The 24,095-nt window shown below is 63.5% G+C and carries 23 protein-coding genes; 15 read left to right on the plus strand and 8 right to left on the minus strand.

What is annotated here, in order from left to right; genetic code table 11:
• Positions 1 to 55 precede the first annotated feature (55 nt).
• Complete coding sequence (locus tag EPO55_RS10250) at positions 56 to 877, plus strand: class II glutamine amidotransferase (RefSeq protein WP_296336631.1); 822 nt, start codon at positions 56 to 58, stop codon at positions 875 to 877.
• Here EPO55_RS10250 and EPO55_RS10255 read toward each other — a convergent pair.
• Positions 874 to 1,620, minus strand: a complete 747-nt coding sequence (locus tag EPO55_RS10255; protein ID WP_296336632.1) for an SDR family NAD(P)-dependent oxidoreductase — start codon at positions 1,618 to 1,620, stop codon at positions 874 to 876. The genes EPO55_RS10250 and EPO55_RS10255 overlap by 4 nt on opposite strands.
• Before the next feature lie 177 nt (positions 1,621 to 1,797).
• On the opposite strand from EPO55_RS10255, the gene EPO55_RS26140 reads away from it, so the two are divergent.
• Positions 1,798 to 2,337 carry a hypothetical protein gene (locus EPO55_RS26140; protein WP_363718867.1) on the plus strand — a complete coding sequence of 180 codons (540 nt, stop codon included), beginning with the start codon at positions 1,798 to 1,800 and terminating at the stop codon, positions 2,335 to 2,337.
• A 215-nt stretch (positions 2,338 to 2,552) separates the two neighbouring features.
• Positions 2,553 to 3,095, plus strand: a complete 543-nt coding sequence (locus EPO55_RS10265) for a hypothetical protein (protein WP_296336633.1) — start codon at positions 2,553 to 2,555, stop codon at positions 3,093 to 3,095.
• A gap of 107 nt (positions 3,096 to 3,202) precedes the next feature.
• On the opposite strand, the gene EPO55_RS10270 is transcribed toward EPO55_RS10265, so the two are convergent.
• Both EPO55_RS10270 and EPO55_RS10275 read right to left on the minus strand, forming a co-directional pair.
• On the minus strand, positions 3,203 to 3,526 hold the full coding sequence (locus tag EPO55_RS10270) for a hypothetical protein (protein WP_296336635.1): 324 nt from the start codon (positions 3,524 to 3,526) through the stop codon (positions 3,203 to 3,205).
• Positions 3,527 to 3,587: 61 nt separating this feature from the next.
• Complete coding sequence (locus tag EPO55_RS10275) at positions 3,588 to 4,007, minus strand: RidA family protein (protein WP_296336637.1); 420 nt, start codon at positions 4,005 to 4,007, stop codon at positions 3,588 to 3,590.
• Positions 4,008 to 4,228: 221 nt separating this feature from the next.
• Between EPO55_RS10275 and EPO55_RS10280 the strand changes: the two genes are divergently transcribed.
• Positions 4,229 to 5,218 carry a tripartite tricarboxylate transporter substrate binding protein gene (locus EPO55_RS10280; protein WP_296336639.1) on the plus strand — a complete coding sequence of 330 codons (990 nt, stop codon included), beginning with the start codon at positions 4,229 to 4,231 and terminating at the stop codon, positions 5,216 to 5,218.
• A gap of 17 nt (positions 5,219 to 5,235) precedes the next feature.
• On the opposite strand, the gene EPO55_RS10285 is transcribed toward EPO55_RS10280, so the two are convergent.
• Positions 5,236 to 5,805: a hypothetical protein gene (locus EPO55_RS10285; protein WP_296336640.1), complete on the minus strand. Its 570-nt coding sequence runs from the start codon at positions 5,803 to 5,805 to the stop codon at positions 5,236 to 5,238.
• 345 nt (positions 5,806 to 6,150) lie between these two features.
• Between EPO55_RS10285 and EPO55_RS10290 the strand changes: the two genes are divergently transcribed.
• The 8 genes from EPO55_RS10290 to EPO55_RS10325 all read left to right on the plus strand — a co-directional run bounded on the left by EPO55_RS10290 (position 6,151) and on the right by EPO55_RS10325 (position 16,594).
• Positions 6,151 to 6,507, plus strand: a complete 357-nt coding sequence (locus tag EPO55_RS10290; RefSeq protein ID WP_296336641.1) for a hypothetical protein — start codon at positions 6,151 to 6,153, stop codon at positions 6,505 to 6,507.
• Positions 6,501 to 7,016 carry a cupin domain-containing protein gene (locus EPO55_RS10295; protein ID WP_296336642.1) on the plus strand — a complete coding sequence of 172 codons (516 nt, stop codon included), beginning with the start codon at positions 6,501 to 6,503 and terminating at the stop codon, positions 7,014 to 7,016. The genes EPO55_RS10290 and EPO55_RS10295 overlap by 7 nt, the downstream gene beginning before the upstream one ends.
• A 243-nt stretch (positions 7,017 to 7,259) precedes the next feature.
• Positions 7,260 to 8,321: a DNA cytosine methyltransferase gene (locus EPO55_RS10300; protein ID WP_296336644.1), complete on the plus strand. Its 1,062-nt coding sequence runs from the start codon at positions 7,260 to 7,262 to the stop codon at positions 8,319 to 8,321.
• Positions 8,321 to 11,308, plus strand: coding sequence for an ATP-binding protein (locus EPO55_RS10305; RefSeq protein WP_296336645.1), 2,988 nt, complete (start codon positions 8,321 to 8,323; stop codon positions 11,306 to 11,308). The genes EPO55_RS10300 and EPO55_RS10305 overlap by 1 nt, the downstream gene beginning before the upstream one ends.
• Entirely contained in the window at positions 11,305 to 12,975 is a 1,671-nt protein-coding gene (locus EPO55_RS10310) for a response regulator receiver domain (RefSeq protein ID WP_296336646.1), read from the plus strand. Before EPO55_RS10305 ends, EPO55_RS10310 begins: the two co-directional genes overlap by 4 nt.
• A 28-nt stretch (positions 12,976 to 13,003) precedes the next feature.
• A complete protein-coding gene (locus tag EPO55_RS10315) occupies positions 13,004 to 13,411 on the plus strand; it encodes a very short patch repair endonuclease (RefSeq protein ID WP_296336731.1) in 408 nt (135 codons plus the stop codon).
• Between the two features lie 6 nt (positions 13,412 to 13,417).
• A complete protein-coding gene (locus EPO55_RS10320; protein WP_296336647.1) occupies positions 13,418 to 13,738 on the plus strand; it encodes a hypothetical protein in 321 nt (106 codons plus the stop codon).
• Positions 13,739 to 14,803: 1,065 nt separating this feature from the next.
• Positions 14,804 to 16,594, plus strand: coding sequence for an adenylate/guanylate cyclase domain-containing protein (locus EPO55_RS10325; protein ID WP_296336649.1), 1,791 nt, complete (start codon positions 14,804 to 14,806; stop codon positions 16,592 to 16,594).
• Here the strand turns inward: EPO55_RS10325 and EPO55_RS10330 are convergent.
• From EPO55_RS10330 to EPO55_RS10340, 3 genes are read right to left on the minus strand one after another with little or no spacing between them, the layout of a single operon-like run.
• Positions 16,591 to 17,541, minus strand: coding sequence for an alpha/beta hydrolase (locus EPO55_RS10330; RefSeq protein WP_296336650.1), 951 nt, complete (start codon positions 17,539 to 17,541; stop codon positions 16,591 to 16,593). The genes EPO55_RS10325 and EPO55_RS10330 overlap by 4 nt on opposite strands.
• Before the next feature lie 15 nt (positions 17,542 to 17,556).
• Positions 17,557 to 18,360 carry an alpha/beta hydrolase gene (locus EPO55_RS10335; protein ID WP_296336651.1) on the minus strand — a complete coding sequence of 268 codons (804 nt, stop codon included), beginning with the start codon at positions 18,358 to 18,360 and terminating at the stop codon, positions 17,557 to 17,559.
• Positions 18,361 to 18,363: 3 nt separating this feature from the next.
• The gene (locus EPO55_RS10340) at positions 18,364 to 19,335 is read right to left on the minus strand and encodes a tripartite tricarboxylate transporter substrate-binding protein (protein ID WP_296336652.1); all 972 of its coding nucleotides are present in this window, start codon (positions 19,333 to 19,335) and stop codon (positions 18,364 to 18,366) included.
• A 90-nt stretch (positions 19,336 to 19,425) separates the two neighbouring features.
• Here EPO55_RS10340 and EPO55_RS10345 point away from each other — a divergent pair, with 90 nt between their 5' ends.
• The gene (locus EPO55_RS10345; protein ID WP_296336653.1) at positions 19,426 to 19,953 is read left to right on the plus strand and encodes a DUF3833 family protein; all 528 of its coding nucleotides are present in this window, start codon (positions 19,426 to 19,428) and stop codon (positions 19,951 to 19,953) included.
• Here the strand turns inward: EPO55_RS10345 and EPO55_RS10350 are convergent.
• Positions 19,950 to 20,606, minus strand: a complete 657-nt coding sequence (locus EPO55_RS10350) for a glutathione S-transferase family protein (protein ID WP_296336654.1) — start codon at positions 20,604 to 20,606, stop codon at positions 19,950 to 19,952. The genes EPO55_RS10345 and EPO55_RS10350 overlap by 4 nt on opposite strands.
• A gap of 82 nt (positions 20,607 to 20,688) precedes the next feature.
• Between EPO55_RS10350 and phaZ the strand changes: the two genes are divergently transcribed.
• Together phaZ and scpA are read left to right on the plus strand one after the other, a co-directional pair.
• A complete protein-coding gene (phaZ, locus tag EPO55_RS10355) occupies positions 20,689 to 21,900 on the plus strand; it encodes a polyhydroxyalkanoate depolymerase (protein ID WP_296336660.1) in 1,212 nt (403 codons plus the stop codon).
• Between the two features lie 38 nt (positions 21,901 to 21,938).
• On the plus strand, positions 21,939 to 24,095 hold the full coding sequence (gene scpA / locus EPO55_RS10360) for a methylmalonyl-CoA mutase (protein ID WP_296336662.1): 2,157 nt from the start codon (positions 21,939 to 21,941) through the stop codon (positions 24,093 to 24,095).

Here is a 24,095-nt window from a genome sequence, read left to right on the forward strand (position 1 = left end):
CCGCGCCCCCCGCCGCCGCGCCCCGCCGCCGCCGCGCCATGCTACCGTCTCCGCCATGTGCGAGCTCTTCTGCCTCTCCAGCCGTCGTCCGACCCGCGCCAGCTTTTCACTGAAACGCTTTGCCGCCCACGGCGCGCCGGACGGCCGCAACGTCGACGGCTGGGGCGTGGCCTTCCACGAAGGCCGCGACATCCGCCTCTACAAGGAGCCGGAGCCGGCGGGCGACAGCCCGTGGGTCGCCTTCATCGAAGAGCGCGCGCTCGCGACGCGGCTGCTGATCTCGCACATCCGCCGCGCCACCATGGGCGCCAACAGCCACGCCAACACCCAGCCCTTCGCCCGCGAGCTGGGCGGGCGCATGCACCTCTTCGCGCACAATGGCGGCTTCGACGGGATCGCGGCCAGGTTCGATGCCGCGACGCATCGCTTCCATCCCCTCGGCGAGACCGATTCGGAGATGGCCTTCTGCCTGCTGCTGGAGCGCCTCGCCCCGCTATGGAAAGGCGCCGCCGCTCCGCCGCTCGCGGCGCGGCTGGCCGCCGTGACGGAATTCGCGGCCGGGATGCGTCCTCTGGGGATCGCCAACTTTCTCTACAGCGACGGCGAATTCATCTTCGGTCACGGCCATCGCCGGACGCAGGCCGACGGCATCGTGGCGCCGCCGGGTCTGTGGTTCCGCCACCGCCATCGCGGCCACACGGCAGATGCGCCGGCGGAATCCGGTGTCACGATTCATTCGGCGGACCATCACGAGGCCCATCACGAGGCCCAGGAAATGGCGCTGCTGGCCAGCGTCCCCGTGACCGCGGGACACTGGCGGCCACTCGCCGAAGGCGAGATCGTGGTCGTGGCCGCCGGCGAGCTCGTGCCCTCTTAGAGTCCCTGCGCGCCCGCCACGGCGATGGCCTGGCCGGTCACCCACGAGGCGAGCGGCGAGGCGAGGAACAGCGCCACATTGGCAACCTCCTCGGGCAGGCCCATGCGGCCGAACGGGATCGAGGCCAGCGTGCCGTTGTAGAGCGCGGGATTGTCGGTCTTGCGCCGGTCCCACACGCCGCCGGGAAACTCGATCGAGCCCGGCGCGATGCAGTTCACCCGGATGCGGTCCTTGGCGTACATCGCCGCCTGCGTGACGGTGTAGTGGATCACCGCCGCCTTGATGGCGCCGTAGGGCGGCTGGCGCGCCGCGGGATGCAGCGCGGAGATCGAGGAGATGTTGACGACGCTGCCCTGGCTTTGCCTGAGCGCCGGCAGGGCTTCCTGCGTCGCATGTACGATGGAGAGCATGTCGACCGCGAGGCTGCTGGTCCAACCCTTGTCGTCGTCCGTCGAGCCGAAGGCCGAGGCGTTGTTGACGAGCAGGTCGCACCCGCCCAGCGCCGCCACGGCGTCGCGTACGTAGCCGCGCACGGCATCTCCTTTGGAGAGATCGGCGCTGGCGGCATGGGCCTTGTGGCCGAGCCGGGCGATTTCGCCCCGCGTCTCCTCGAGCGACTTGGGCTCGCGGGCGCAGATCGAGACGTCGCCGCCGCAGGCCGCGAAGCCCAGCGCAATGGCGCGGCCGATGCCCTTGGAGCCGCCGCACACGATGGCCTTCTTGCCCGCGAAATCGATTTTCATCACCACGTCTCCCTCTCGTCTTGGAACGGCCGCCACCGTGGCCGCCACCGCGCTTTTAGGCAAGCCGGGGCCTGGAACGGGATCGGGGGGAACGGGATCGGGGGAACCAACATGCGGCCCGCGCGTTCCTCCCATGCCCCCAAATCGGCGCGGCTTGCACCAGAAAGAGAACATACGATGTCTGCAAACAAGCGACTTGTGAGCCTGATCGTGTCGGCCGCCCTCGCGGCCAGTCTCGTGGCGGGCCTGGGCGCCTGCACCCAGACTGGCGGTGCGACGCAGCCGGGCTATGTCAACACGTCGGCCTCCGGCAGCTACAACGGCGCCTATGGCGGCGAGCAGGGCCGCGTGATGTCGATTCGCGAAGTCCCGTTGCGCAGCAGCTCGGGCATGAACGACGGCACGCTGGTCGGCGGCGGCCTGGGAGCGGCGGGCGGTGCGGCGATCGGTGCGGCCACGACCAACTCGGTCGGCGGCGCGGTGGTCGGCGGCCTGCTGGGCGCCGTGGGCGGCGCCATCGCCGGCAACATCGTCGGCCGCAACGGATCGAGCCAGCGCGGCATCGAGGTCACGGTGCAGAAGGACGACGGCCAGACCGTCACCATCGCCCAGGCCGACAATGGCGACGTGCAGATGGGCGACCGCGTCAGAATCGTCCAGGACCGCAACGGCGTGGCCGTGGCGGTACGCGACCAGGGCTATCGCCGCGATCTGTAGAAATCGGACCTGAAGCGAACCCTGAAACGAACAACAGGCGCCCACGGGCGCCCGTCGCGTCGTGCCGGCAGGTCTTCGATCCACTAGAGGTCGGCTGCCTTCTTGCGGGAGTCCTTGACCTTGCCGAGGGCCTGGTTGGCGGGCCCGAACCACAAAATGAACACAGGCCCGCGTTACGCGGAACTTCCTGCCCCGCCGCACAGGAGGAAAGCCGCATGAAGTCCGCTGCGTTTCCCACGGCCCTGTTCCTCGCCCTGGGCCTGGTCCTCGCCGGCTGTGCCCAGCTCGGGCTGCCGACCTTCGGGCTTCAGGGCGCCGCCCTCTCCACGCCCATCGCCCCGTCCGAGGTCGAATGGGCGCGCAAGAGCGGTGCCAATACCGTCGCCGGCACCGCGACCCTGAAGGCCGGCAGCAGCACCCACACCTGCGCCGGCCAGTCGGCCAACCTGATCCCCGACACCGCCTATGCGCGGGCGCGCATGACGGCGATCTTCGGCAACGACACCAGGGGCACGCGCGCCGCCAGCCTCGGCCCGGTGAAGTTCGGGCAGGACGATCCGCTCTATGTCTCGACGCTCCGCACCACGCGCTGCGACGCCTCCGGCAGCTTCGCCTTCCCGCGCGTGCCCGACGGCATCTGGTACGTCACCTCGAGCGTCAAGTGGGGCGACTCACAGGGCGCAGCGGCCGGAGGCGGCTCGATGATGCAGCGCCTCGACGTGCGCGGCGGCCGGCTGGTGAAGGTGACGCTGCCCTGACGGCCGAGCCGCAGGCTCGGCCAGTGAGCGACAAGCCGCGGCTTGGTTACAAGCCGCCAAGCGCAGCAATGTCTGAGAGCGACTGCGAGATGCTGCCCTGAGCCGGTTCACGACGGTTTGCGCTCACGCGTCGCCAGGACATGGACCAGCTTCGCCAGCCTCTGGCGCAGGCTGGGGATCTCGGCGATCGGCAGCGGCGCCACCGCGGGATCGTCCACTGAGCGGATGCGGATCAACAGGTCGGTGGAATGGTCGTGCACCTCCCTGAACACCTCCCGGATCACGGGACTCGCGTGCTCGGGATGGAACGAGGCGTCCCACTCCAGGGCGTTCAGCAGCTCCTGCCGGATCGCGTAGTCGTGCGGATGGCCCTGGGCGCGCAGGCATGCCTGGTCGAGCGCCTCGGCCTTCCTGTGAAGTCTGCTGAGCATGGGCCCCTCCCCGAACCCATCTTCTCACGGTTTCAGGGCAGGAGGCGACAGTTGGTTCGCCTCACGGCAGGACGGCGTCCGCCTCGATCTCGACCTTGGCGTGGGGATCGATGAGCGCCGAGACCTGGACCAGCGTCATCGCCGGGAAGTGCTTTCCGAGCGTCGCGCCCCAGGCGGCGCCGATGGCGGCCCCCGCGGCGTTGAATTCGGCGATGTCGGTCACGTAGGCGCGGAGCGCCACCAGGTGGCCGGGCTCGCCACCCGCCGCCTTCAGCACCGCCACGACATTGGCAAGCGCCACGCGCCACTGCGCGCCGGCGTCGGTGCCGGCCGCGATGTGCGCCTCGCCGGGCGCGCGGCCGATCTGGCCCGCGATGCGCACGCTCCTGGTGCCGGTGGCCACGACGGCATGGGAGAAGCCGCGTGGACGCGGCCAGCCCTCGGGCAGGATCGGCGTGTAGGCGATGTCGGATGCGGGCATGGCATGGGTTTCCTCTGAGGCCGAGCCGCAGGCTCGGCCAGTTAGCGTCAGGACATTGCGAAGCAATGTCCGGGAGCGCCGATCGGTGCCCGCCCCAACCGTAGTCCGCTCCGCGAGCCCGTGCCACCGCCACCGCTTGCCGCTTTCGCGCGCCCTCGCCTAGACTCCCGCCCGAAGACGAAGGCCACCAAAGGCCTCGCGACTCATAGGGAGAGACAATCTTGAATCCAACCCGTCGCCGCATCCTCGCGGCCAGCGCCGGCGTCCTGGCGGCGCCCGCCCTCGTCACAGCTTCACGCGCCCAGACCGCCGCCACCTTCCCCTCCAAGCCGATCCGCATAATCGTGCCCTATCCGGCCGGCGGCCAGACCGACGGTATCGCGCGCTCCTTCGGCGACTTCCTCGGGCGCAAGCTCGGCACGACGGTCATCGTCGAGAACAAGGGCGGCGCCGGCGGCGCCATCGGCGCGGTCGAGGTCAAGCGCGCGCCGCCCGACGGCTACACCATCCTCTGCACCATCTCCTCGTCGCTGATCCAGAACCGCGTCACGATGAAGGACCTGCCCTACGATCCCGAGAAGGATTTTACCTACCTCGCCATGACGACCAGCACCGGCGGGCCGGTGGTGGTGGCCGAGAAGACCGGCGCCAAAAATCTCGCCGAGTTCGTCGCCTACGCCAGGAAGGTCGACAAGGTGAACTGGGGCGCCTACGGCCCCGGCTCGACCCCGCACGTGCTGATCGAGACCATGGCCAAGCAATACGGCTTCAAGGTCGAGGTGGTGCAGTATCGCGGCGAGGCGGCGATGTGGGCCGACGTGACCGCACAGCAGCTCGACGGCGGATCGGGCAGCCCGGCCGCCTCGGCGGCCGTGATCGCCTCCGGCAAGGGCCGCGCGATCGCCATCACCGGCGATCGCCTCGCGTCCCTGCCCGACGTGCCGACGATGCAGGAGCAGGGCGCCGTCGGCGGCTTCTACGACACCAGAGCGTTCGCGGCCTTCGCCGTGCCGTCGGCGACGCCGCCCGACATCGTGAAGAAGCTCGCCGACGCGCTGTTCGAAGCGGGCACCGACCCCAAGGTGCAGCAGCTCATGACCAACTACCTGATCAAGGGTCCGCTCAACTTCGAGCAGACCAATGCGGTCTTCAAGCGGGACACCGAGGTGATGCTGAAAGTGCTGAAGGAGATCGGTCTCAAGCCGGAATAGGGAGCGGCGTCCGACGATCACGGAGGCCGGATCTCGGTGACCCGCACCGCGAAGTAGGGGGCCCGGAATTTCGCGAGGGCCGCCGCGTTCTCGCGGTAGTTCAGCTGGGCCGCTTCGAAGACAGGGCCGCCGTTGGCGTTCGGGTAGAAATACCCCGACACGGCAATTCTGTTGCCGGGTTTCAGGCCCTTCAGCACGTCGTACAGGGCCGAGCCCGGCCGGATGGCCGCCTGGCTGGCGATCCGGCCGGGACCTCCATTCCAGAATGTCGGCCGCGCAAGCCTGTGGTCGGCAAACGCGGGATCCAGGAAGCGCACGAAGTAGCCGCCTCCCGGTGTCGGTTCGATCCCCCTCAATTCGAAGATCCATCCTTGGAAAGCGAGGCCTTCTCCCAGGGCTTGCGCAAGGGCGGCATCGCGCGCGCGCTCCAGCTCCACGAACCGGAGGCTTTGCGTTTCCTCCTTGGCCAGTTCGAAATGGCGCTGGATTTCGGCGCGGAATGCCGCCTGGGATGTCGGCACGACATCGGCCGCGTGGGCGCCCACGGGACCAGCCACCAGCGTTGCCAACGCGGCGATATGCGCCAATCCCCGACCCACGTCCCCTCTCATTTCGTGAAGCTGGAGCAGACTAGATAGCCATGAACGCGTCGCTGGTTCCGGAGCATGCGTCTCCCGTCGCCTCTGGGCCAGTGAAGCCTGCTCACCCTGGGCGGAATCCCTCAGGAGGCTTTCGCCCGTCGGCTGAGCGAAGCACAGGCCGGGCGGAGCCCGGCCGCTTGAGCGTCAGGCCGCGGCTTGTAATCAAGCCGCCAAGCATAGCAATGTCCGGCTGAGCGAAGCTCAGCCGCTTGAGCGGCAGGACATTGCGAAGCAATGTCCGGGAGCGTCGACCGGTCTCGCCTCACCATCTCAGTTTCGGAGACCCCACCCATGGGCTGGCACGATGCCCTGGCCGCAAAATCCGCCGAGCAAGGCAAGACCTCCGCCGACTTCCGCGCCGGCGCCCGGCGCAAAGCCAAGGCGACGTTCCTCCTTCTCCTCCTCGCCGCTGTTGTCTTCTATCTCGCGGGCTGGCCCTGGGCCTTGCTTCCGGGAGTCCTGGCCGCATGGTCGGCGTTCCAAAGCAGGAGCGCCCTCATGATCGCCTCCCGGCTGGAGGAGGCCGAGCTACGCTCGGCCGGTGAGCGTCAGGCCGCGGCTTGTTTACAAGCCGCTAAGCGTAGCAATGTCCGGGAGCGTCGATCGGTGCGGCCCCCAGTCAGACAACACGGAGACCGCCAATGGTAAAACCGGTGCGCCGGATCGTGACGGGCCACGACGCCGAGGGCCGCTCGATCTTCCTCGAAGACGGCCCGGCGCCCAGCGTCTTCCGGCCCTCCCATTCGCCCAATGTCGGCCTCACCAACCTCTGGCTGGTGGACGCGCTGCCCGCGAACGCCGACGGCCCCGATCAGACATCGCAGCCGTTCCGGCTGGAGCCGCCGGCCCGGGGCAACGTCGTGCGCATCGTCGAGTTTCCGCCCGACAAGGAGCGCAACTACGGCAACCAGGCCGAGGTCTTCCGCCAGTATGGCGCCGCCCAGGCGCACGACGCCAAGGCGCGCCATCCCGGCTTCCACAAGACCCAGAGCGTCGACTACGCCATCGTGGTCGAGGGCGAGATCTGGGCGCTGATGGACGTCGGCGAGACCCTGATGAAGGCGGGCGACGTGCTGATCCAGCGCGGCACCAACCATGCGTGGAGCAACCGCTCGGACACGCCGGCGCAGGTGTGTTTTGTGCTGAATGGGGCATAGGCCGAGCGGCAGGACCTTGCGCAGCAATGTTCGGGAGCGTCGAAAGATCTCTCAACCCTATTCGGCGAGAAGCTCCCCGCCCGGCATGACTTCGTGAGCGCGCCGCGGCCGCGTCCGAAGCGTCCACGCAAAGGGTAGGTGTGCGGATTTTGGACGGGTAGAAGCCGGTTTTAGACCCGTTTGAGTTCCTCAACCCGGTCGCTATGATGTTTGGCTCCGGCTTGGGGCTGGGATATGCCGGCAATGAAGGCCATGGATTTCTACGATTTTTTCAGCGGATGTGGCGGTACGAGCCAAGGGATGCGCGAAGCTGGACTGCGAGTGCGGCTTGGCATTGATCTGGACTTGGATGCCGCGAAAAGTTTTCAGAAAAACTTCCCCGAAGCGGACTTCATCCGGCGCGACATTCGCAAAGTAAGATCCAGAGATCTTGCTACTTACGTGGACACCCAGAAGAAGCGGCCGGTGGTGTTTGGCGCTTGTGCACCATGTCAGCCCTTCTCAAAGCAGAGACGTGGGCAAAAGCGTAAGGACGGCAGAAAGGATTTGCTTAGGGAGTTTCATCGGTTCGTCAGGTCATATCTACCAGAGTACATTTTCATTGAAAATGTCCCAGGAATCCAATCGATCAACGACAAGCGCGGTACGTTCGCGAAGTTTCTAAGGTTGCTCAAACGTCTTAAATATTGGCATTGCCATGAAGTTGTTTCGGCGTGTCACTATGGCGTCCCTCAGCGACGAAAGCGGCTAGTTCTCGTTGCGAGCCGTCTTGGGCCGATAACTATTCCCAAGCCGACGCACGGCCCCGGTGCGCGAGAGAAATCTCTCCCGACTGTTTGGCAAGCTATCGGACATCTTCCCAGGATCAAAGCAGGCCAGTCGCACGCCAAGGTTCTGAATCACCGTGCGGCGAGTCTGTCCGACCTGAACTTGAAGAGAATCAAGGCTACAAAGCCTGGCACGACGCGAAAGCTTTGGCCATCCGAGCTGGTGCTGGACTGCCATGAAAATCATACCGGGCATACCGATGTGTACGGTCGTATGGCTAAGGGCGCACCGTCCGCTGCCCTGACCACGCGATGCATTAGCCTTTCAAATGGTCGTTTTGGACATCCGACTCAGCACCGCGCGATCAGTGTTCGTGAGGCGGCTTGTCTCCAGACTTTCCCGATGGATTTCGAGTTCTTTGGGAATCTTACGTCGATGTCTCGCCAAGTCGGCAATGCTGTTCCTGTCACCATGGCGCGCGTCTTTGGCAAGGCAATCCAGCGGCATTATCGAACACATCGAAAGAAGGTGGGTTGATGGCAACCTTCCGTGTGAGAGCAAGAACGGTCGACATGCTCGGCCGACAACAGATCGCTGGCATACCTACGGCCATTAGCGAACTCTTTAAGAACGCTCATGATGCATACGCGCGCAGCGTTGAGGTCGATTATTTTCGGAGAGAGAACCTTTTCGTCCTTAGAGACGACGGCTTGGGGATGACAAGAGAGGACTTTGAGCAGCGATGGCTGACCTTAGGTACCGAGAGTAAGTTAGGCACGGCATCTCTCGCAATGCCGCCGCGAGATCCTGATCAGCCTAAGCGCACGACGTTGGGCGAGAAGGGAATCGGCCGACTTGCGGTAGCAATTATTGGCCCGCAAGTTTTAATCATGACGCGAGCGCGGCGGGAGAGGAAACCGTCGAAGGCACTTGTTGCAGCCTATATCAATTGGACCATGTTCGAGCTACCGGGCATCGAGATATCCGAGATCCCGATACCTTTGCGCGAAATTAACGGTGATCAGCCGCTAACGGCAAAAGAAGTTCAGAGCATGATCGCCGAAGCATCGAAGGGCCTTCGCGGCCTTCGAGGTAAGACGACAGCAGAGCGATATCGAGAGATTCAATCACAGCTTGATGCGTTCGACATCGATCCGGTCGAATGGGACAGGGTACTCGAAGCCCCGCGTCTCGTGGGTGGCGGCTGCGGAACACACTTCTTTATCCAGCCAGCTGATCCGATCATACAGGACGATATCGACAATCGTCAGAACGAAGGAAAAGCTACTCGGTTCGAGAGAAATTTGATCGGATTTACAAACACGATGGTCGCTAGCCGGTCGCCACCGATCGTCGCTAGGTTTCGAGATCACAAGACCGAAGGTCCTCCTGCAGAGCTCATCGGCGAAGCAGCGTTCTTTACCCCGGATGAATTTAAGGAGGTCGACCATCACTTTTCTGGTCGCTTCGATGAGTACGGTCAGTTTCGCGGCAAGGTAGGCATCTATCAAATGAAGGACGACGAATACGTCCTCGCCTGGAACGAATCCGACGGCAAGAAAACGCAATGCGGGCCTTTTACCTTTTCCTTCGCATACATGCAGGGAACTGCGAGAGACTCGCTCGTTCCACCTGATGAGCACGCACGCTTAAGAAGGAAATTGGATCGCATTGGCGGCTTGTACATCTATCGAGATGGGATTCGTGTTCAACCTTATGGCGATTCGGATTTCGATTGGCTGGACATTGAACGAAACCGCACGCTTGGCGCCGGGTATTATTTTTATTCGTACCGGCGGATGTTTGGCTTCATTGAGTTGACTCAAGGCAAGAACGACGCGCTTTCCGAAAAGGCCGGACGAGAAGGATTTCGAGACAATGCCGCCTATCGGCAGCTCAGATCCATCCTTATGAACTTCTTCCAGCAAACGGCAGGAGATTTCTTTCGGGAAACTGGGAAGTACGCCGATTTGCACCTTGAAAAGAAAGGCGAACTGAACCGTAACGAAGACATTCGGCGACGCCAGGCGTCGAATACGAGAAAGAGACGAGCCTCTCTTCAAGATGCACTGGGGAAAGCATTCACTGCATTTGATGAAGGCGCACCCGAGCGGTCGTCGAGGGTTGTGTTGGAGGAAACGAAGCGCGAAGCGGAAAAAGTCGTGGCGCTGAAAATACCTGCGCAACAAAAGGCAATGGCGTTAATGCGCATTGAAAAGGCGGGACGAGACCGCATTGAAGACATCCGGAGTTCTCTGACGGTCACTAAGCCACGTGGGGTTGGACTTTCTCGCGCCCTCTCTAACGAGTGGAGTTCATATACTACGCAATGGGAGCGAGTTAGCGGGGAAGTCTTCGAACCGGCGGAGCATGAGATTGAGCGATATATTTCTGGTGTCGCGTCTAAGGCAAAAATTTCTCTCGATGATGCCGCCCGTCTAAATGCAGCAATTTCAGATTCTGGCGAAAATGCACTGCGGTCAATGAGGGGGCTACGTTCTGACGTTGGTACACTTACGACGGACGTAGCTACAAAGGTTAGGGAATCGACTCGGGAAAGCTTCAACATCGTAACTCACGCGATCGACGAGGTGATGGCAGAGTTGAGCAGATTGCAACGTTCGGCTTCCCGAATTGAAGACTTGTCGGTTGTGCGAGAAAGGCTGACCCAGCAGATCAACAGCATTCATAAGGCGGAAAGCGAGAAACTTGAGCGTTTGCGCGACCAGCTCAATGCCGTGGCCAGGATCTGGGAGAAGGATGGTTACGATACGGCGGAATTGACCGAGGCGATGGAAGAAGAACTCGATGAACTTCGTGAGCGTCGGGATGCCGACCTGGAATTGGCTCAGATCGGCTTGGCATTGAACACGGTGAGCCATGAATTCGACAAGACTGTCGGCAATATTCGAGTGGGTATTCAACGGCTGGGCGCATGGGCGGGCGAGAATCCAGAGCTGCGCGATCTCCATCGAGATCTCCAAATGAGCTTTGGTCACCTCGACGAATATTTGTCGTTGTTCACACAGCTCGACAGTCGGACGCATTCTTCCAAAGTTCGTATCACAGGCCAGCAGATTTTCGACTTCCTTGAGAGGCTATTTTCTCTGAGGCTCGCGCGGTATCGAATTCGTCTTACTGCATCCAGACAATTCGCTCAGCGCGCCATGAATAGCTATCCATCTTCGGTTTATCCGGCATTTGTGAACCTCGTCGACAACGCAATCTATTGGCTGCAGCGCAATCGTGGCGAACGCGAGATTAAACTCGAGGTCGACGGTCTCGATCTTCTCGTGCGCGATAACGGGCCTGGAATTAGCACTCGCGACCGCGAGAATATTTTCGCGTTGAACTTCTCCAGGAAACCTGGAGGGCGAGGAATGGGTCTTCATATTTCCCGGCAGGTGCTTGCACGGATCGGGATGAAGCTGAGCCTTGATGAAAGGCAAGACGTTAAGGGCGCAATCTTTCGCATATCACCGGAGAAGGGAATGTCGAATTCCGAGAAGCGCGGTCGCAAATGAGTACGTCTACCGCCGTTGTTGAGCAGCGTTTGGCCGCAACTCGCGAGTTTGCCCATACGATGATCGTTGTCGACGACGAAGCGTGGAAAATTGCTCCGCCTGATCGAGTTCCTCGGGCGGGTTTGCGTACTCCTCGGCGAGGGAGTGCGATTGTCACCGAGAGCACTCAGCAAGAGATGTTCGCGATTCGACATGCTTTAGATACTGAAGTTCTCGTCAATGCTGCAATGGATCTCGGATTGATATGCTCTGTTGTTCGGCCGCCAAAAGGAAAGAGCATCAAAGCAAAGGTTGGATCAGCGGCGACGCGCGCCGACATTGTCTGTCTCGATTGGGAACTGCATGGCGACGGTGGAGAGTCGGCAACACAGATCATTGCAGAGATTCTGCGATCAGATGAGAAGAGAAGCGGTCGGCTTCGTCTCATTGCGATTTATACAGGTGATATGAATAACAATCAGATTTTGGATAAGGTCTTCAATGCTTTGCCAAAGTCTTATCGTGATCGCCATGATCTCACGAAAAGCAACGTATGCATCGAAAGCAATCATGGTCTTAGGATCGTGTGTCTATTCAAGGCCCATGGGGTTCAACTCACGGACTCTCGGCAGGAACGGCAGGTGAAGGAGAGAGATCTTCCGGATCGCTTACAGAGAGAATTTGCACTGCTGGCCGGGGGGCTGTTGTCGAACGTCGCCTTGGCGACTATCGCATCAATAAGGGATTCGACGCACCACGTCCTCGCCAAGATGACAAAGGCAGTCGATGCACCATACTTCCACCATCGTTCTATATTGCCGATGGTCAGTGACGCCGAAGAGTACAGCGTCGATGTTGTTTTAAGTGATCTCAAGAGTGAGATCGACAAGCATGGCGTGGCGCAAAGATACGCTGGCCCAGAGGCGATAGCGGCGCGGATACGTGAAATGGCGCAAGGAGCAACGACCTTCCGCCTTCATTACAATTCAGGTGGGAAGGCGAAAGATTTCGACGTTAGCGTGGACGATACAATAAGATTAATTACGGACGGTAACATTGCCACGCATGCCAAGATCGTGGGCGGTACTAAGCCCAGCATTAAGGCATTTGAACGTGGCATGTGTTCGCTCTTTACCACTGACGCCAAGGCTGCACAGGTTGTTATGCGCCAATTTGCAGCGTTGACTGGAGTGCGGGCCCACCCGGGGAGTCATCTTTATAGGAGCGGTAAGCAACTTCCTCAGCTCGGTTTAGGGACTGTCCTGCGGGATGAGAAGGATCGATATCTACTTTGCCTTCAGGCCTCATGTGATGCAGTTCGCGTTAGGAGGAAGAGAGCGGGATTTCTCTTTGTTCCACTGGCTCGAGATGACGAAATCGCCGAACATTTTGTGCCCGTATTGATGCACGATAGAAAGGTCGAATTCATTGGCCTATCCACGCCTGGAACAGCCTACGCCGAATTGTTTTCGATCCCCTTTGATCCCAATGAAACAAGCCAAACGGTAGTGGCTAGGAAACTGAAGCGGCGAAGAGGCTTATTTTTTGTTGCTGCAAACAATAAAGCATATCGCTGGATAGCAGACTTGAAGCAAAGACGCGCACTCCGCACGGCCCAACGACTGGGCCAAAGTATGGGACGCATGGGTTTCGATGAATTCGAACCGTTCCGACCACGCGACGATTAAAGTTCGCCTTCATACTTATTCCAAATCGATGCGCAGCAGTGAATCACGCTCGCGGAATATGCAAGCGGTCCGCGGCAAGAATACGAAGCCAGAACTAGTAGTACGAAAGGCGGCGCACAGCTTGGGGCTGCGATTTCGCCTTCATCGAAGTGATCTCCTAGGTCGGCCAGACCTCACCTTTCCGAAATGGCAGACAGTATTGTTCGTCAATGGGTGCTTCTGGCATCAGCATGCTAATTGTGCTCGCTCTAAACTGCCGAAGGGCAACAAGGAATTCTGGAGCACTAAGCTTACCCGAAACGTTGAGCGAGATCGTCGTAACTACAGGCTGCTAGAGGAACAGGGCTGGCGCGTCGTTGTCATATGGGAATGCGACCTCCATCGCTCTGGCGCTATTGGATTATTAGAGAAGCACTTCATACGCAGTAGCATTTAGGCCGATATGTCGAACCCGAATGACAGAACACTAGAAGCGATGCTGACTCGCGAAGTCGATCGACATGCTCGCTTGTGGACGCTTCGCTTTCTCGATCGAAGTACTGGTGCATTAAACGATCGGATTCTCCTCGATCTTCTCGCTTCTACGGGCCATCAACTAACTATTGGTCACTTGCGCGAACTCCTCGAAGGGCTTTCGAACGGCGGTTTCGTGACGATTGAACACTTGGAAGACATCAGAGTTGTTTTTTTGACGCAGGAAGGTTCCGAATTGGCGAAGGGGCGCCGGGCTCGCGACGATGTTGCGCGGCCGCCTCCTCCATAGGGAGGAATCGACTTGATCGAGGTATCTTGCGTGGGGCGGGAAGGTACAGACTAACAACTCGGCAGGTATGCAGTCCTGAACTTGCAAGTTTCGCAGGTTTCATCCTATATTTCCTATAGCTTGGTGGCCGCCGCGCCGGCTTTTTCATGTCCAAGCCCCGGGTCCCTCCATGCCCTCCGACCTCGCCCTCCTGTAAGCGCTGCTGGCAGCCTGCGTCGCCACCCTCCCCGTGCGAGCACTGCCAGCAGCCCCTCCGTCCCGGCATTCCCGTCATGCATAGGAAAAGTTGCAGGTTCCGCAGGAAATGATAGGGTAAATCCGCTAGCCTGAAACCAGTTCGCCCCGCCGCTCCATCCACCCAGGAGGCCGGGCTTCATCGGCTAGGGCAGGTCCTGACCTGCCGCTCACAACCACAGAGGCCGCCGCGCCAACGGCTGAAAGCGCGGCATCGAACGAGGGACACACAAGCTCCCCGCTGGCCCGATCGATCCCGGCCGACCGCTGTCGATGACAGCATTGCAGGCAATGTCCTGCGCCAACGACAAGGCCTCCGCCAGAGAAGGGCGGCTGAACGCACCCAGGGGCCAGGTGTGTGACAGAGGTCGGGAGACAAAAGCGTAACGTCTTGGTGTCTCCCGGGAAGCGGCCGGAAAGCCTGCTGGTGGTGGCTTTGCGGCGCGTCGCGGACACGTCTTCCCCCTGGGGACTTTCAAGGAGATTTCATGCCTCTCCAACTCGCTCTCCTGCGGGCGCTTCTGGCCGCCTGCGCGGCCGCGCTGCTCGTGCAGGAGCTGCCGGCACTCGCCCCACCGGCCCGCGCCCAGTCTTCGAATAGCGAACAGCTCCGCGATTCGGAGCCATGTCGCCGGCGTCCGCGGCGCTGTGCCGGCCGTTTGGCGCAAGCCGTTCCAGTCCTTGGGAAATCCGGCGCGCCGGGCACACGCACCGGCACAGCTGGCCACCTGGTTGTGGCACACTTCGTGTGCCGGTGTTCGTTGCAGCAGCCTTCGACGCTCTCGGACTTTGCTACGCAAAGTCCTGTCGCTCACGGGCCTTCACTCAAGCGTGAAGGCCCTCATCCGCGCGGCCCGGTGCTACTGTACCAAGGTCATGCGCCGCACCTGGTCCTGGACCTTCGACCTGCCGCCGGACCAGCTCTGGCCGGTGCTGGCCGACACCAGCCGGTTCAACGAGGCGATGGGGCTGCCGCCCTATGCGCTGGAGGAGACGCCGCAGCCCAACGGCACGGTGCTGCGCCGCGGCAAGGGCAAGGCCGCGGGCTTCACCCTCGAATGGGAGGAGAAGCCCTACGAGTGGATCCATGGCCGCCACTTCCGCCAGGCCCGCGTCTTCACCAAGGGGCCGTTCCGCCGCTTCGGGCCGGTGTTCGATCTCGAGCCGGATGGTGCGGGCGGGTCGCGCGTCAGCTACGCCCTCGAATGGGAGCCTTTGACCCTGATGGGCCGGCTGTTCGGCAAGCGCCTGGCCGAGCAGGCGGGCGCCGCCGTCGGCAAGCGCATCCTGGAGGCGGTGGCCTTCGCCAAGGGCGAGCGCCCGACCTTCTTCGAGCTGCCGGCGCCGGAGCTGCCCGAGGGGGCCCGCGAGCGGGCCGGCGCGCTGGCGGGCGAGGTCGATCGCAGCCCCTACGGCAATGGCCTGGGCGCCCGCCTCGCCGATCTGGTGCTGACCGGCATGGCGTCCGATCTGGCGCCGCTCAAGCCCAAGAAGCTGGCGCGCGATCTCGGTGTGCCGCAGCGCGCCGCCGTCGAAGCCTGCCTCGCCTCCGTCCGGGCGGGGCTCTTGACCATGAAATGGGACCTGCTCTGCACCAACTGCCGCGGCGCCAAGGCGAGTGCCGCGTCGCTCGCCGAGCTGCCGCGCGGCGCCCATTGCCCCTCGTGCAACATCGACTACGACCGCGACTTCGAGAAGAACGTCGAGCTCTCGTTTGCGCCGGCACCTCAGGTGCGGCCGATCCTGGCCGGCGGCTTTTGCCTCTCCGGCCCGATGGCGACGCCGCATGTGGCGGTGCAGTTGCTGCTTCAGGCGGGGGAGCGGCGGAGCGTGGATGTGGATCTGCCGGCCGGCAGCTATCGCGTCCGCACGCTCCATCCCGGCGCCTTCGTGGACGTGGAGCATAAAGGCGGCGTCTTCCCCGGCGCGCGCATCACGGCGTCGGGCGTCGAGAGCGTGGGCGGACAGGAGTTCGTGAACGATGCCGGCTTCGAGCTGGCGGCGCTCATAGAAGACCGGACCTGGACGCGCGAGGCCTTGACCGCGCCGGAGGTGATCTCGCTACAAGTGTTCCGCGATCTCTTTGCCGCCGCGACCCTGCGGCCGGGCGACGAGGCGGGGGTGAGCCAGGTGGCGCTGCTCTTCTCCGACCTGCAGGGTTCTACCGCGCTCTACGAGCGGGTGGGCGATGCCCAGGCCTACAACATGGTGCGCGACCACTTCGCCCTGCTGGCCGGCATCGTGCGCGACCACGATGGCGCGGTGGTGAAAACCATCGGCGACGCCGTCATGGCCTCGTTCGCCGATCCCGCCCACGCGGTCCGGGCGGCGCTCGCCATGCAGACCCGGATCGCCGACCACGATCTTGTGCTGAAGCTCGGCGTCCATGCCGGCCCCAGCGTGGTCGTGACGCTCAACGACCGCCTCGACTATTTCGGCTCCACCGTGAACATGGCCGCCCGCCTGCAGGGCCAGAGCGCCGGCGGCGACATCGTGCTCTCCCGCGCCGTGGCCGACGACCCGGCGGTCCAGTCCGTCCTGGCCGGCCTGCCCAGGCGAGACGAGTCCGTGGAACTAAAAGGCTTCGACCGCCCCGTCAGCTTCGTGCGGCTTCGGCCTTAAGTTCCGAAGAACGCCGCCATCACGGCGGCCGCCTCATCGTTCGCCTTGAGCCCCTGGCTCAGGAATCGCGTCAGCGAGAAGAAGCCGTGGATGGTGCCGGGATAATTCACATAGGTCGTCTTGATGCCGGCATCGATGAGCTTGTCGGCATAGGCCCGGCCCTCGTCGCGCAACGGATCGTAGCCGGCCGTCAGCACGAACGCCGGCGGCAGGCCGGTGAAGTCCTTGGCCAGCAGCGGCGACAGCCTGAGGTCGGTGAGGTCGGTGTCCTCGTCCGGTACATAGGCCTCCCAGAACCACGTCATCAGCGCCCCGGAGAGGAAATAGCCCTCGGCGAATTCCTTGCGCGAGGCGCTCTCCTTGCTGGAGTCCGTGGCGGGATAGATCAGCATCTGGAACGCCGGCCCGACTTCACCGGCATCGCGGCAAAGCTGGCACACGACGGCGGCCATCGCGCCGCCCGCCGAGTCGCCGCCCACCGCGATGCGGGCTGCATCGACGCCGAACGACTCGGCGTTGTCCCGGATATGCCGGAACGCCGCCACGCCATCGTCGATCGGCGCCGGGAACGGATGCTCGGGCGCCAGGCGATAGTCGATCGAGATCACCTGGCAGCGGCTCTTGTTGGCCAACCGACGACAGGTCGAATCATGCGTTTCGATATTGCCGATCACGAACCCGCCGCCGTGATAGTAGATCAGGGTCGGCAGCAGCCCGGCCGCCACGCCCATCGGGCGATAGCGCCTAAAACGGATCTCGCTCGCCGGGCCGGCAAAGCCGCCGTCGGCTACTTCCGCCACCTGTGGCGGATCGGCCTCGCCATCCTCCGACATCTTGTCGACCGCCTTGCGGCCAACGACGTGCGGCAGCGTTTCCAGCTTGGGCCGGCCGCCCTTGGTGGCCATCTCCATCAGGTCGAGCAGGTTGCGGGTCTCGGGCAGCAGCATCTCTTGTCCTCTCGCTCAGGTCAGGAAGGCGCGGGCGTGGGCGGCGATATCTGTAGCGCGCTCCCACGTCATGCAGAAGCGCCCGCCGGGAATCGTTTCGATCCGGGCCGCGGGGCAGGCGGCCTGCATCAAGGGGCGGTGCCTGCCGTAGATGAAGTTCTCGCCATAGAGCATCAGGACCGGGCATTTCACGGCCCTCAGTCCCGCGAGCGGATCGAATTTGGCCAGCGCCTGCATCGCCTGCCAGCGGTCGCGGCCGATTTCCAGCTGGGCGGTGTTGATGCGGTCCATCCAGGATTGTGTGGGCCGCATCGGCGCATGCTCGGGATCGTTCTTCAGCAGGAACTCGATGGTCCTGGGCAGCGGAAAGCCGGTGGGGTCGGCGGGCCGCACCTTGGCGATATCGGCGATGTCGTTCTTGGCGTTCGCCGCGTCCGTGAAGTAGGGCGTGTTGATCGCCACCACCTTCCTGATGCGGTCGGGCCAGCCTTTGGCCAGCGCGATCGAGACGGCGGCACCCACGGCCTCGCCCAGGGCAAAAGCGGTGGTAACGCCGAGGTCGTTCATGGTGTCCACCACGGCGCGGGCGTAGTCCTCGATGGTGGGCTGCCAGTCGATGTGGTCGGAGTTGCCGTGGCTCGGATAGTCGATGGCGATGGCCCTGAAATTGGGCGCGAGCGCCTGCAAGAGTTCGACCATCACCGCCGAGCTCTGCTGGTTGATGTGGCTCACCATCACGACAGGACCGCTGCCGCAGGCCCGCCAGTGAATATGCCCGGCGAAGGTCTTCGCCAGGCCGCGTTCGATCGGAAAGGCCACGCGCTACTCGAGCTTGACGTTGGCGGCCTTGATCACGGCGGCCCATTTCACGGCTTCGGCCTGCAGGAAGGTCGCGAGCTCGGCCGAGGTGCCGCCGCCTGCGATGCCACCGACCTTGGCATAGGCCTCGATCACTTCCTTGGATTTGAGCGCCGCACTCGCCGCGTCAAAGATGCGCTTGCGGTGTTCCGGGCTCGCAGCCCCGGGCGAGACGAGCGCGTACCAGTTGTCGGAATTGACCTTGGGAAAGCCCAGTTCCTTCATCGACGGCACACCGGGCAGGAGCGGCGCGCGGCTGTCGGAGGTGACGGCCAACGCCGTCAGCGCGCCGGAGCGGATGTGCGACAGCAGCGCGGGCACGTCGAGGATCGTCATCTGCACCGTGCCGGCCAGCAGGTCGTTCACCGCCGGCGCCGCGCCGCGGTAGGGCACATGCAGGATGTCGGTGCCGGTCTCGCGCTTGAAGAGTTCGATGGCGAGATGGGTGATGCCGCCGGTGCCGGCCGAGGCGCAGGTGACTTTCCCGGGGTTGGCCTTGGCGTAGGCGATCAGGCCCTTGAGGTCGGTGATGCCGGTCTTGGCGTTGACCACCAGCACTTCCTGCACCCGCACCACCAGGACGATGGGCGCGAGGTCCTTGGCCGGGTCGTAGGGCATCTTGGGCATCAGGCTCTGCATGATGGCGCCGGCGCTGGCGCTCATCAGGCCCATGACATGGGCGTCGCTGCCGGCCTTGGCAACGAAGTCGATACCGGTGACGCCGGCGGCGCCGCTCTTGTTCTCGACCAGCACCGGTTGGCCGAGGTGGGGCGACATGGCCTGTGCGAGATTGCGGCCGAAGATGTCGGCCGGCCCGCCGGCCGGGAACGGCACGACGAGGGTGAGCGGCTTGCTGGGAAAGGCCGGCTGTGCCCAGGCATTGAATGCTGGAAGTGCTGCGAGGCCAGCGACGGCGCCGCGGCGGGTGATCGACATTGTTTCCTCCGGATCTTTTGCCGAAGTTTGCGCGGTGCTTGCGCTGGCGACAAGGGATGATCCGGACGCCGCCGCTTGCGTACAAGGCGTATGTCTACATCACATGTCGCCGCCCTCGGTCTTCTCGCTTCCCAGCTCGGTGCCTGCGCAGTACCACCCGACGTCCCGGCCGCCGCCGCGGCGCCAGCGCTGGTGCTGGAACAGTTCTTTCCCGGCCGCACGGTCGGCGAGGGCGTGTTCACCAATAGCTGGACCGGTTCGGAACGGCGCTTCAGCGTCGTGATCGAGGGCTCCTGGGACGGCCGCACGCTGACGCTGGCCGAGGATTTCGCTTATGCGGACGGCGAAACGGACCGCAAGACCTGGCGGCTGGAGCGCACAAGCCCGGGCCTCTACGCCGGCACGCGCGAGGACGTCGTCGGCAAGGCGCGGGCCTGGACTGAGGGCAAGGTCGTGCGGCTGGAATATTCCGTCATGCTGGGCGGCTGGACCGTCGATTTTTCCGACGCGCTGGCGCTCAACGACGACGGCTCGCTGATCAATCGCGCGACCGTCGGCAAGTGGGGCCTCCGCGTCGGCCGCGTCGAACTCGTCCTGCGTCGCGTGGCTGGATCCTAGAACTCGACGTCGAGCTCTTCCATTTCCTCCGGTTCGGCCTTGGCCGCCGCCGTCCATTCGAGCATGGCCGGAAACCTGAGCATCAGGTCACGGTAGGCGGCCGAGACGGGGTCGAGCTTCACGTCGTAGGTGGCGAAGCGCGAACAGACCGGGGCGTACATGGCGTCGGCGGTCGTGGGCTTGGTGCCGAAGAGATAGGGGCCGCCGTAGGTTTTCAGGCACTCCCGCCAGATCGCGGTGACCCGCTCGATGTCGGCCTGGGCGCCGGCCCACACCTTGAAGCCGTCGTGGCGCGCCTTGAGGTTCATCGGCAACGCCGAGCGGAGGTTGGCGAAGCCTGAATGCATTTCGCCGCAGATTGCCCGGCAATGGGCGCGCGCCACCGGATCGGCCGGCAGCAGGTTGGCTTGGGGTTTGATCTCGTTCAGATATTCGCCGATCGCCAGAGTATCCCAGACCTTGACCTGCCCATGTTCTAGGCAGGGCACCAGAAAGGACGGCGACAGCAGCAAAAGCTCGGCCCGGGTCGCCGGATCGTCGATCGGCGCCAGCCGCTCTGCGAAGTCGAGGCCGGCCATCCGGCAGAGAAGAAATCCGCGCAGCGACCAAGAGGAATAGTTCTTGCTACTGACGGTGAGCGAAGCCTCGGCCATTGGCGCTGACCCTCTCGATTCGGCGGGTTCTGTCGGTGTCTACAGGCGTTTCGTTGGAATGCAATTTCCGAGCCGGTCGCCCATGTTGTATGCGCTCTACCAGTCTGCCGCCGACATGATGCTGCCGATGCGTGCCTGGGCCACGGCCACCGGGCAGACTCTGGCGGGGGGCGGAGAGGGAGCCCGCGAAAGCTGGCGAGCCGCCGGTGCGCTCTGCGAGATGGTGAGCCGGGCCACCCTCAGCCACCGCCGCCCCTCCTTCGGCATCGACGAAGTCACCGTCGGCAACAAAGTCGTGCCGGTGCAGGAGGAAGAGGTGCTCGCCACTCCCTTCGGCACCCTGCTGCGCTTCGCCAAGCCGGGCGTCCCGCCGCAGCCGCGCGTGCTGCTGGTGGCACCGCTTTCCGGCCATTTCGCGACCCTTCTGCGCGACACGGTGCGGGTCCTGCTGCCCGAGCATGACGTTCACATCACCGACTGGGCCAATGCCCGCGACGTCGGCCTGTGGAACGGCCGCTTCGGCTTCGACGAATATGTCGAGCACCTGATCAAGTTCCTCGAGGCGATGGGGCCGGGCGCCCATGTCATCGCCGTGTGCCAGCCCTGCGTGCAGACGCTGGCGGCTGCGGCGATCATGGCCGAAGACGACAATCCGGCCCAGCCGCGCAGCATGACCCTGATGGCGGGACCGATCGACACCCGCGTCAGCCCGACCAAGGTGAACGAGCTGGCGATGGGCAAGCCGATCAGCTGGTTCGAGCAGAACCTGATCGCGCGCGTGCCGCTGCGCTATCCCGGCGCGATGCGGCGCGTCTATCCCGGCTTCGTCCAGCTTACCGCCTTCATGAGCATGAATGCCGAGCGGCACATTAAGGCGCAGGTCGACCTCTACAAGCACCTGGCCAAGGGCGAGGTCGAACAGGCCGCCTCGATAAAAGCCTTCTACGATGAATACTTCGCGGTGCTCGATATGGCGGCGGAGTTCTACCTTGAGACCGTGCAGTGGGTGTTCCAGGAGCACCGGCTGGCCAAGGGCGAACTCGACTGGAAGGGACGGCGGGTCAATCCCAAGGCGATCCGGCGCACTGCCCTGTTCACGATCGAGGGCGAGCGCGACGACATCTGCGCCATCGGCCAGACCGTGGCCGCCCACGACCTCTGCTCCAGCCTGCGACCCTACCGCAAGAAGCACTATATGCAGGCCGGCGTCGGCCATTACGGCGTGTTCAGCGGCCGGCGCTGGGCCAGCCAGATCTATCCCTTGGTGCGAAACACGATCCTGGCCAACGAATAGCGTCTTTTCTCGACCAAAATCCGCAGTACATTGTGGGTATGGCTGACTTTCCGAAGAAGACCCTCGCCGAGTGGGAAAAGCTCGCTGCCAAGGAACTGCGCGACCGCCCCTTGAGCGACCTCACGTGGATGACGCCCGAAGGCATTCCGGTGAAGCCGCTCTATACGGCCGCCGACCTGGAGCAGCTTGAGACGCTGGGCTCGCTGCCGGGCTTCCCCCCCTTCACCCGGGGCCCGAAGGCCACGATGTATGCCGGCCGTCCGTGGACGGTCCGCCAGTACGCCGGCTTCTCGACCGCCGAGGAGAGCAACAAGTTCTATCGCGCCAATCTCGCGGCCGGCCAGATGGGTCTCTCGGTGGCGTTCGATCTCGCGACGCACCGCGGCTACGATTCGGACCATCCGCGCGTGGTCGGCGACGTCGGCAAGGCGGGCGTCGCAATCGATTCCGTCGAGGACATGAAGATCCTGTTCGACGGCATTCCGCTCGACAAGATGAGCGTGTCGATGACCATGAACGGCGCCGTTCTGCCGGTGCTGGCGGGCTACATCGTGGCGGCCGAGGAGCAGGGCGTGCCGCAGGACAAGCTCTCCGGCACGATCCAGAACGACATCCTCAAGGAGTTTATGGTCCGGAACACCTACATCTACCCGCCCGGACCTTCGATGCGGATCGTGGCCGACATCATTGAGCACACGGCCAAGTACATGCCGAAGTTCAACTCGATCTCGATCTCCGGCTATCACATGCAGGAGGCGGGCTCGACGCTGGTCCAGGAGCTGGCGTTCACGCTGGCCGATGGGCTCGAGTACGTCCGTGCCGCCAAGGCCAAGGGTCTCGACATCGACGCCTTCGCGCCCCGGCTCTCGTTCTTCTTTTGCATCGGTATGAACTTCTTCATGGAAGTGGCCAAGCTCCGGGCCGCGCGCTTCCTGTGGGCCGAGCTGGTAAAACCGTTCGATCCCAAGAAGGCCGATTCGCTGTCGCTGCGCACCCACTGCCAGACCTCGGGCGTGTCGCTCACCGAGCAGGACCCCTACAACAACGTGATCCGCACCGCCTATGAGGCGATGGCGGCGGTGCTGGGCGGCACGCAGTCGCTGCACACCAATTCCTTCGACGAGGCGATCGCGCTGCCGACGCCGACGTCGTCGCGCATCGCGCGCAACACCCAGCTCATCCTCCAGCACGAGACCGGCGTCACCAATGTCATCGACCCGCTGGCCGGCAGCTATTACGTCGAATCGCTGACGGCGAGCCTGATCGCCGAGGCGCGCAAGCTGATCGCCGAGGTCGAGGCGCTGGGCGGCATGACCAAGGCGGTCGAGGCCGGCATGCCCAAGATGCGCATCGAGGAAGCCTCGGCGCGTCGCCAGGCCCGCATCGACCGCGGCGAGGAAGTGATCGTGGGCGTGAACAAGTTCCAGCCCAAGGACGGCACGACGGTCGAGGTCATGGACATCGACAACGACGTGGTCCGCGAATCGCAGGTCACACGGCTCGACAATATCCGCAAGAGCCGCGATGAGGCCAAATGCGTGGCGGCTCTCAAGGCATTGGGCGATGCGGCGCGCACCGGCACCGGCAATCTGCTCAGCCTGGCGATCGAAGCGACGCGCGCGCGCGCCACGGTGGGCGAGATCTCGTCGGCGCTCGAAGGCGTCTATGGCCGCTACCAGGCCACGGTGCGCTCGATCTCCGGCGTCTATGTCGGCGAATGGGAGGGCGATCAGGGACTCGACCGCATCCGCACCGACATTACGGCATTCGCCGAGGAGGAAGGCCGCCGGCCGCGTCTGATGGTGGTGAAGATGGGCCAGGATGGCCACGACCGCGGCGCCAAGGTGATCGCCACGGCCTTTGCCGATCTGGGCTTCGACGTCGACATCGGCCCGTTGTTCCAGACGCCGCAGGAAGCGGCGCGCGCGGCGATCGAGAACGACGTCCATGTCATCGGCGTCTCGAGCCAGGCGGCGGGCCACAAGACGCTGGTGCCTCAGCTGATCGAGGAGCTCGCCAAGCAGGGCGGCCCGGAAGTGATGGTGATTGTGGGCGGCGTCATCCCGGCCCAGGACTACGACTTCCTGAAGAAGATCGGCGTGGCGGCGATCTACGGTCCTGGCACCAACATTCCCGCGGCCGCCGCCGAAATCCTCGGCATCCTGCGCCAGCGCAGCCAGAAGCGGGCCGCCTGA

Source organism: Reyranella sp., from assembly GCF_004296935.1.
GTDB lineage: Bacteria > Pseudomonadota > Alphaproteobacteria > Reyranellales > Reyranellaceae > Reyranella.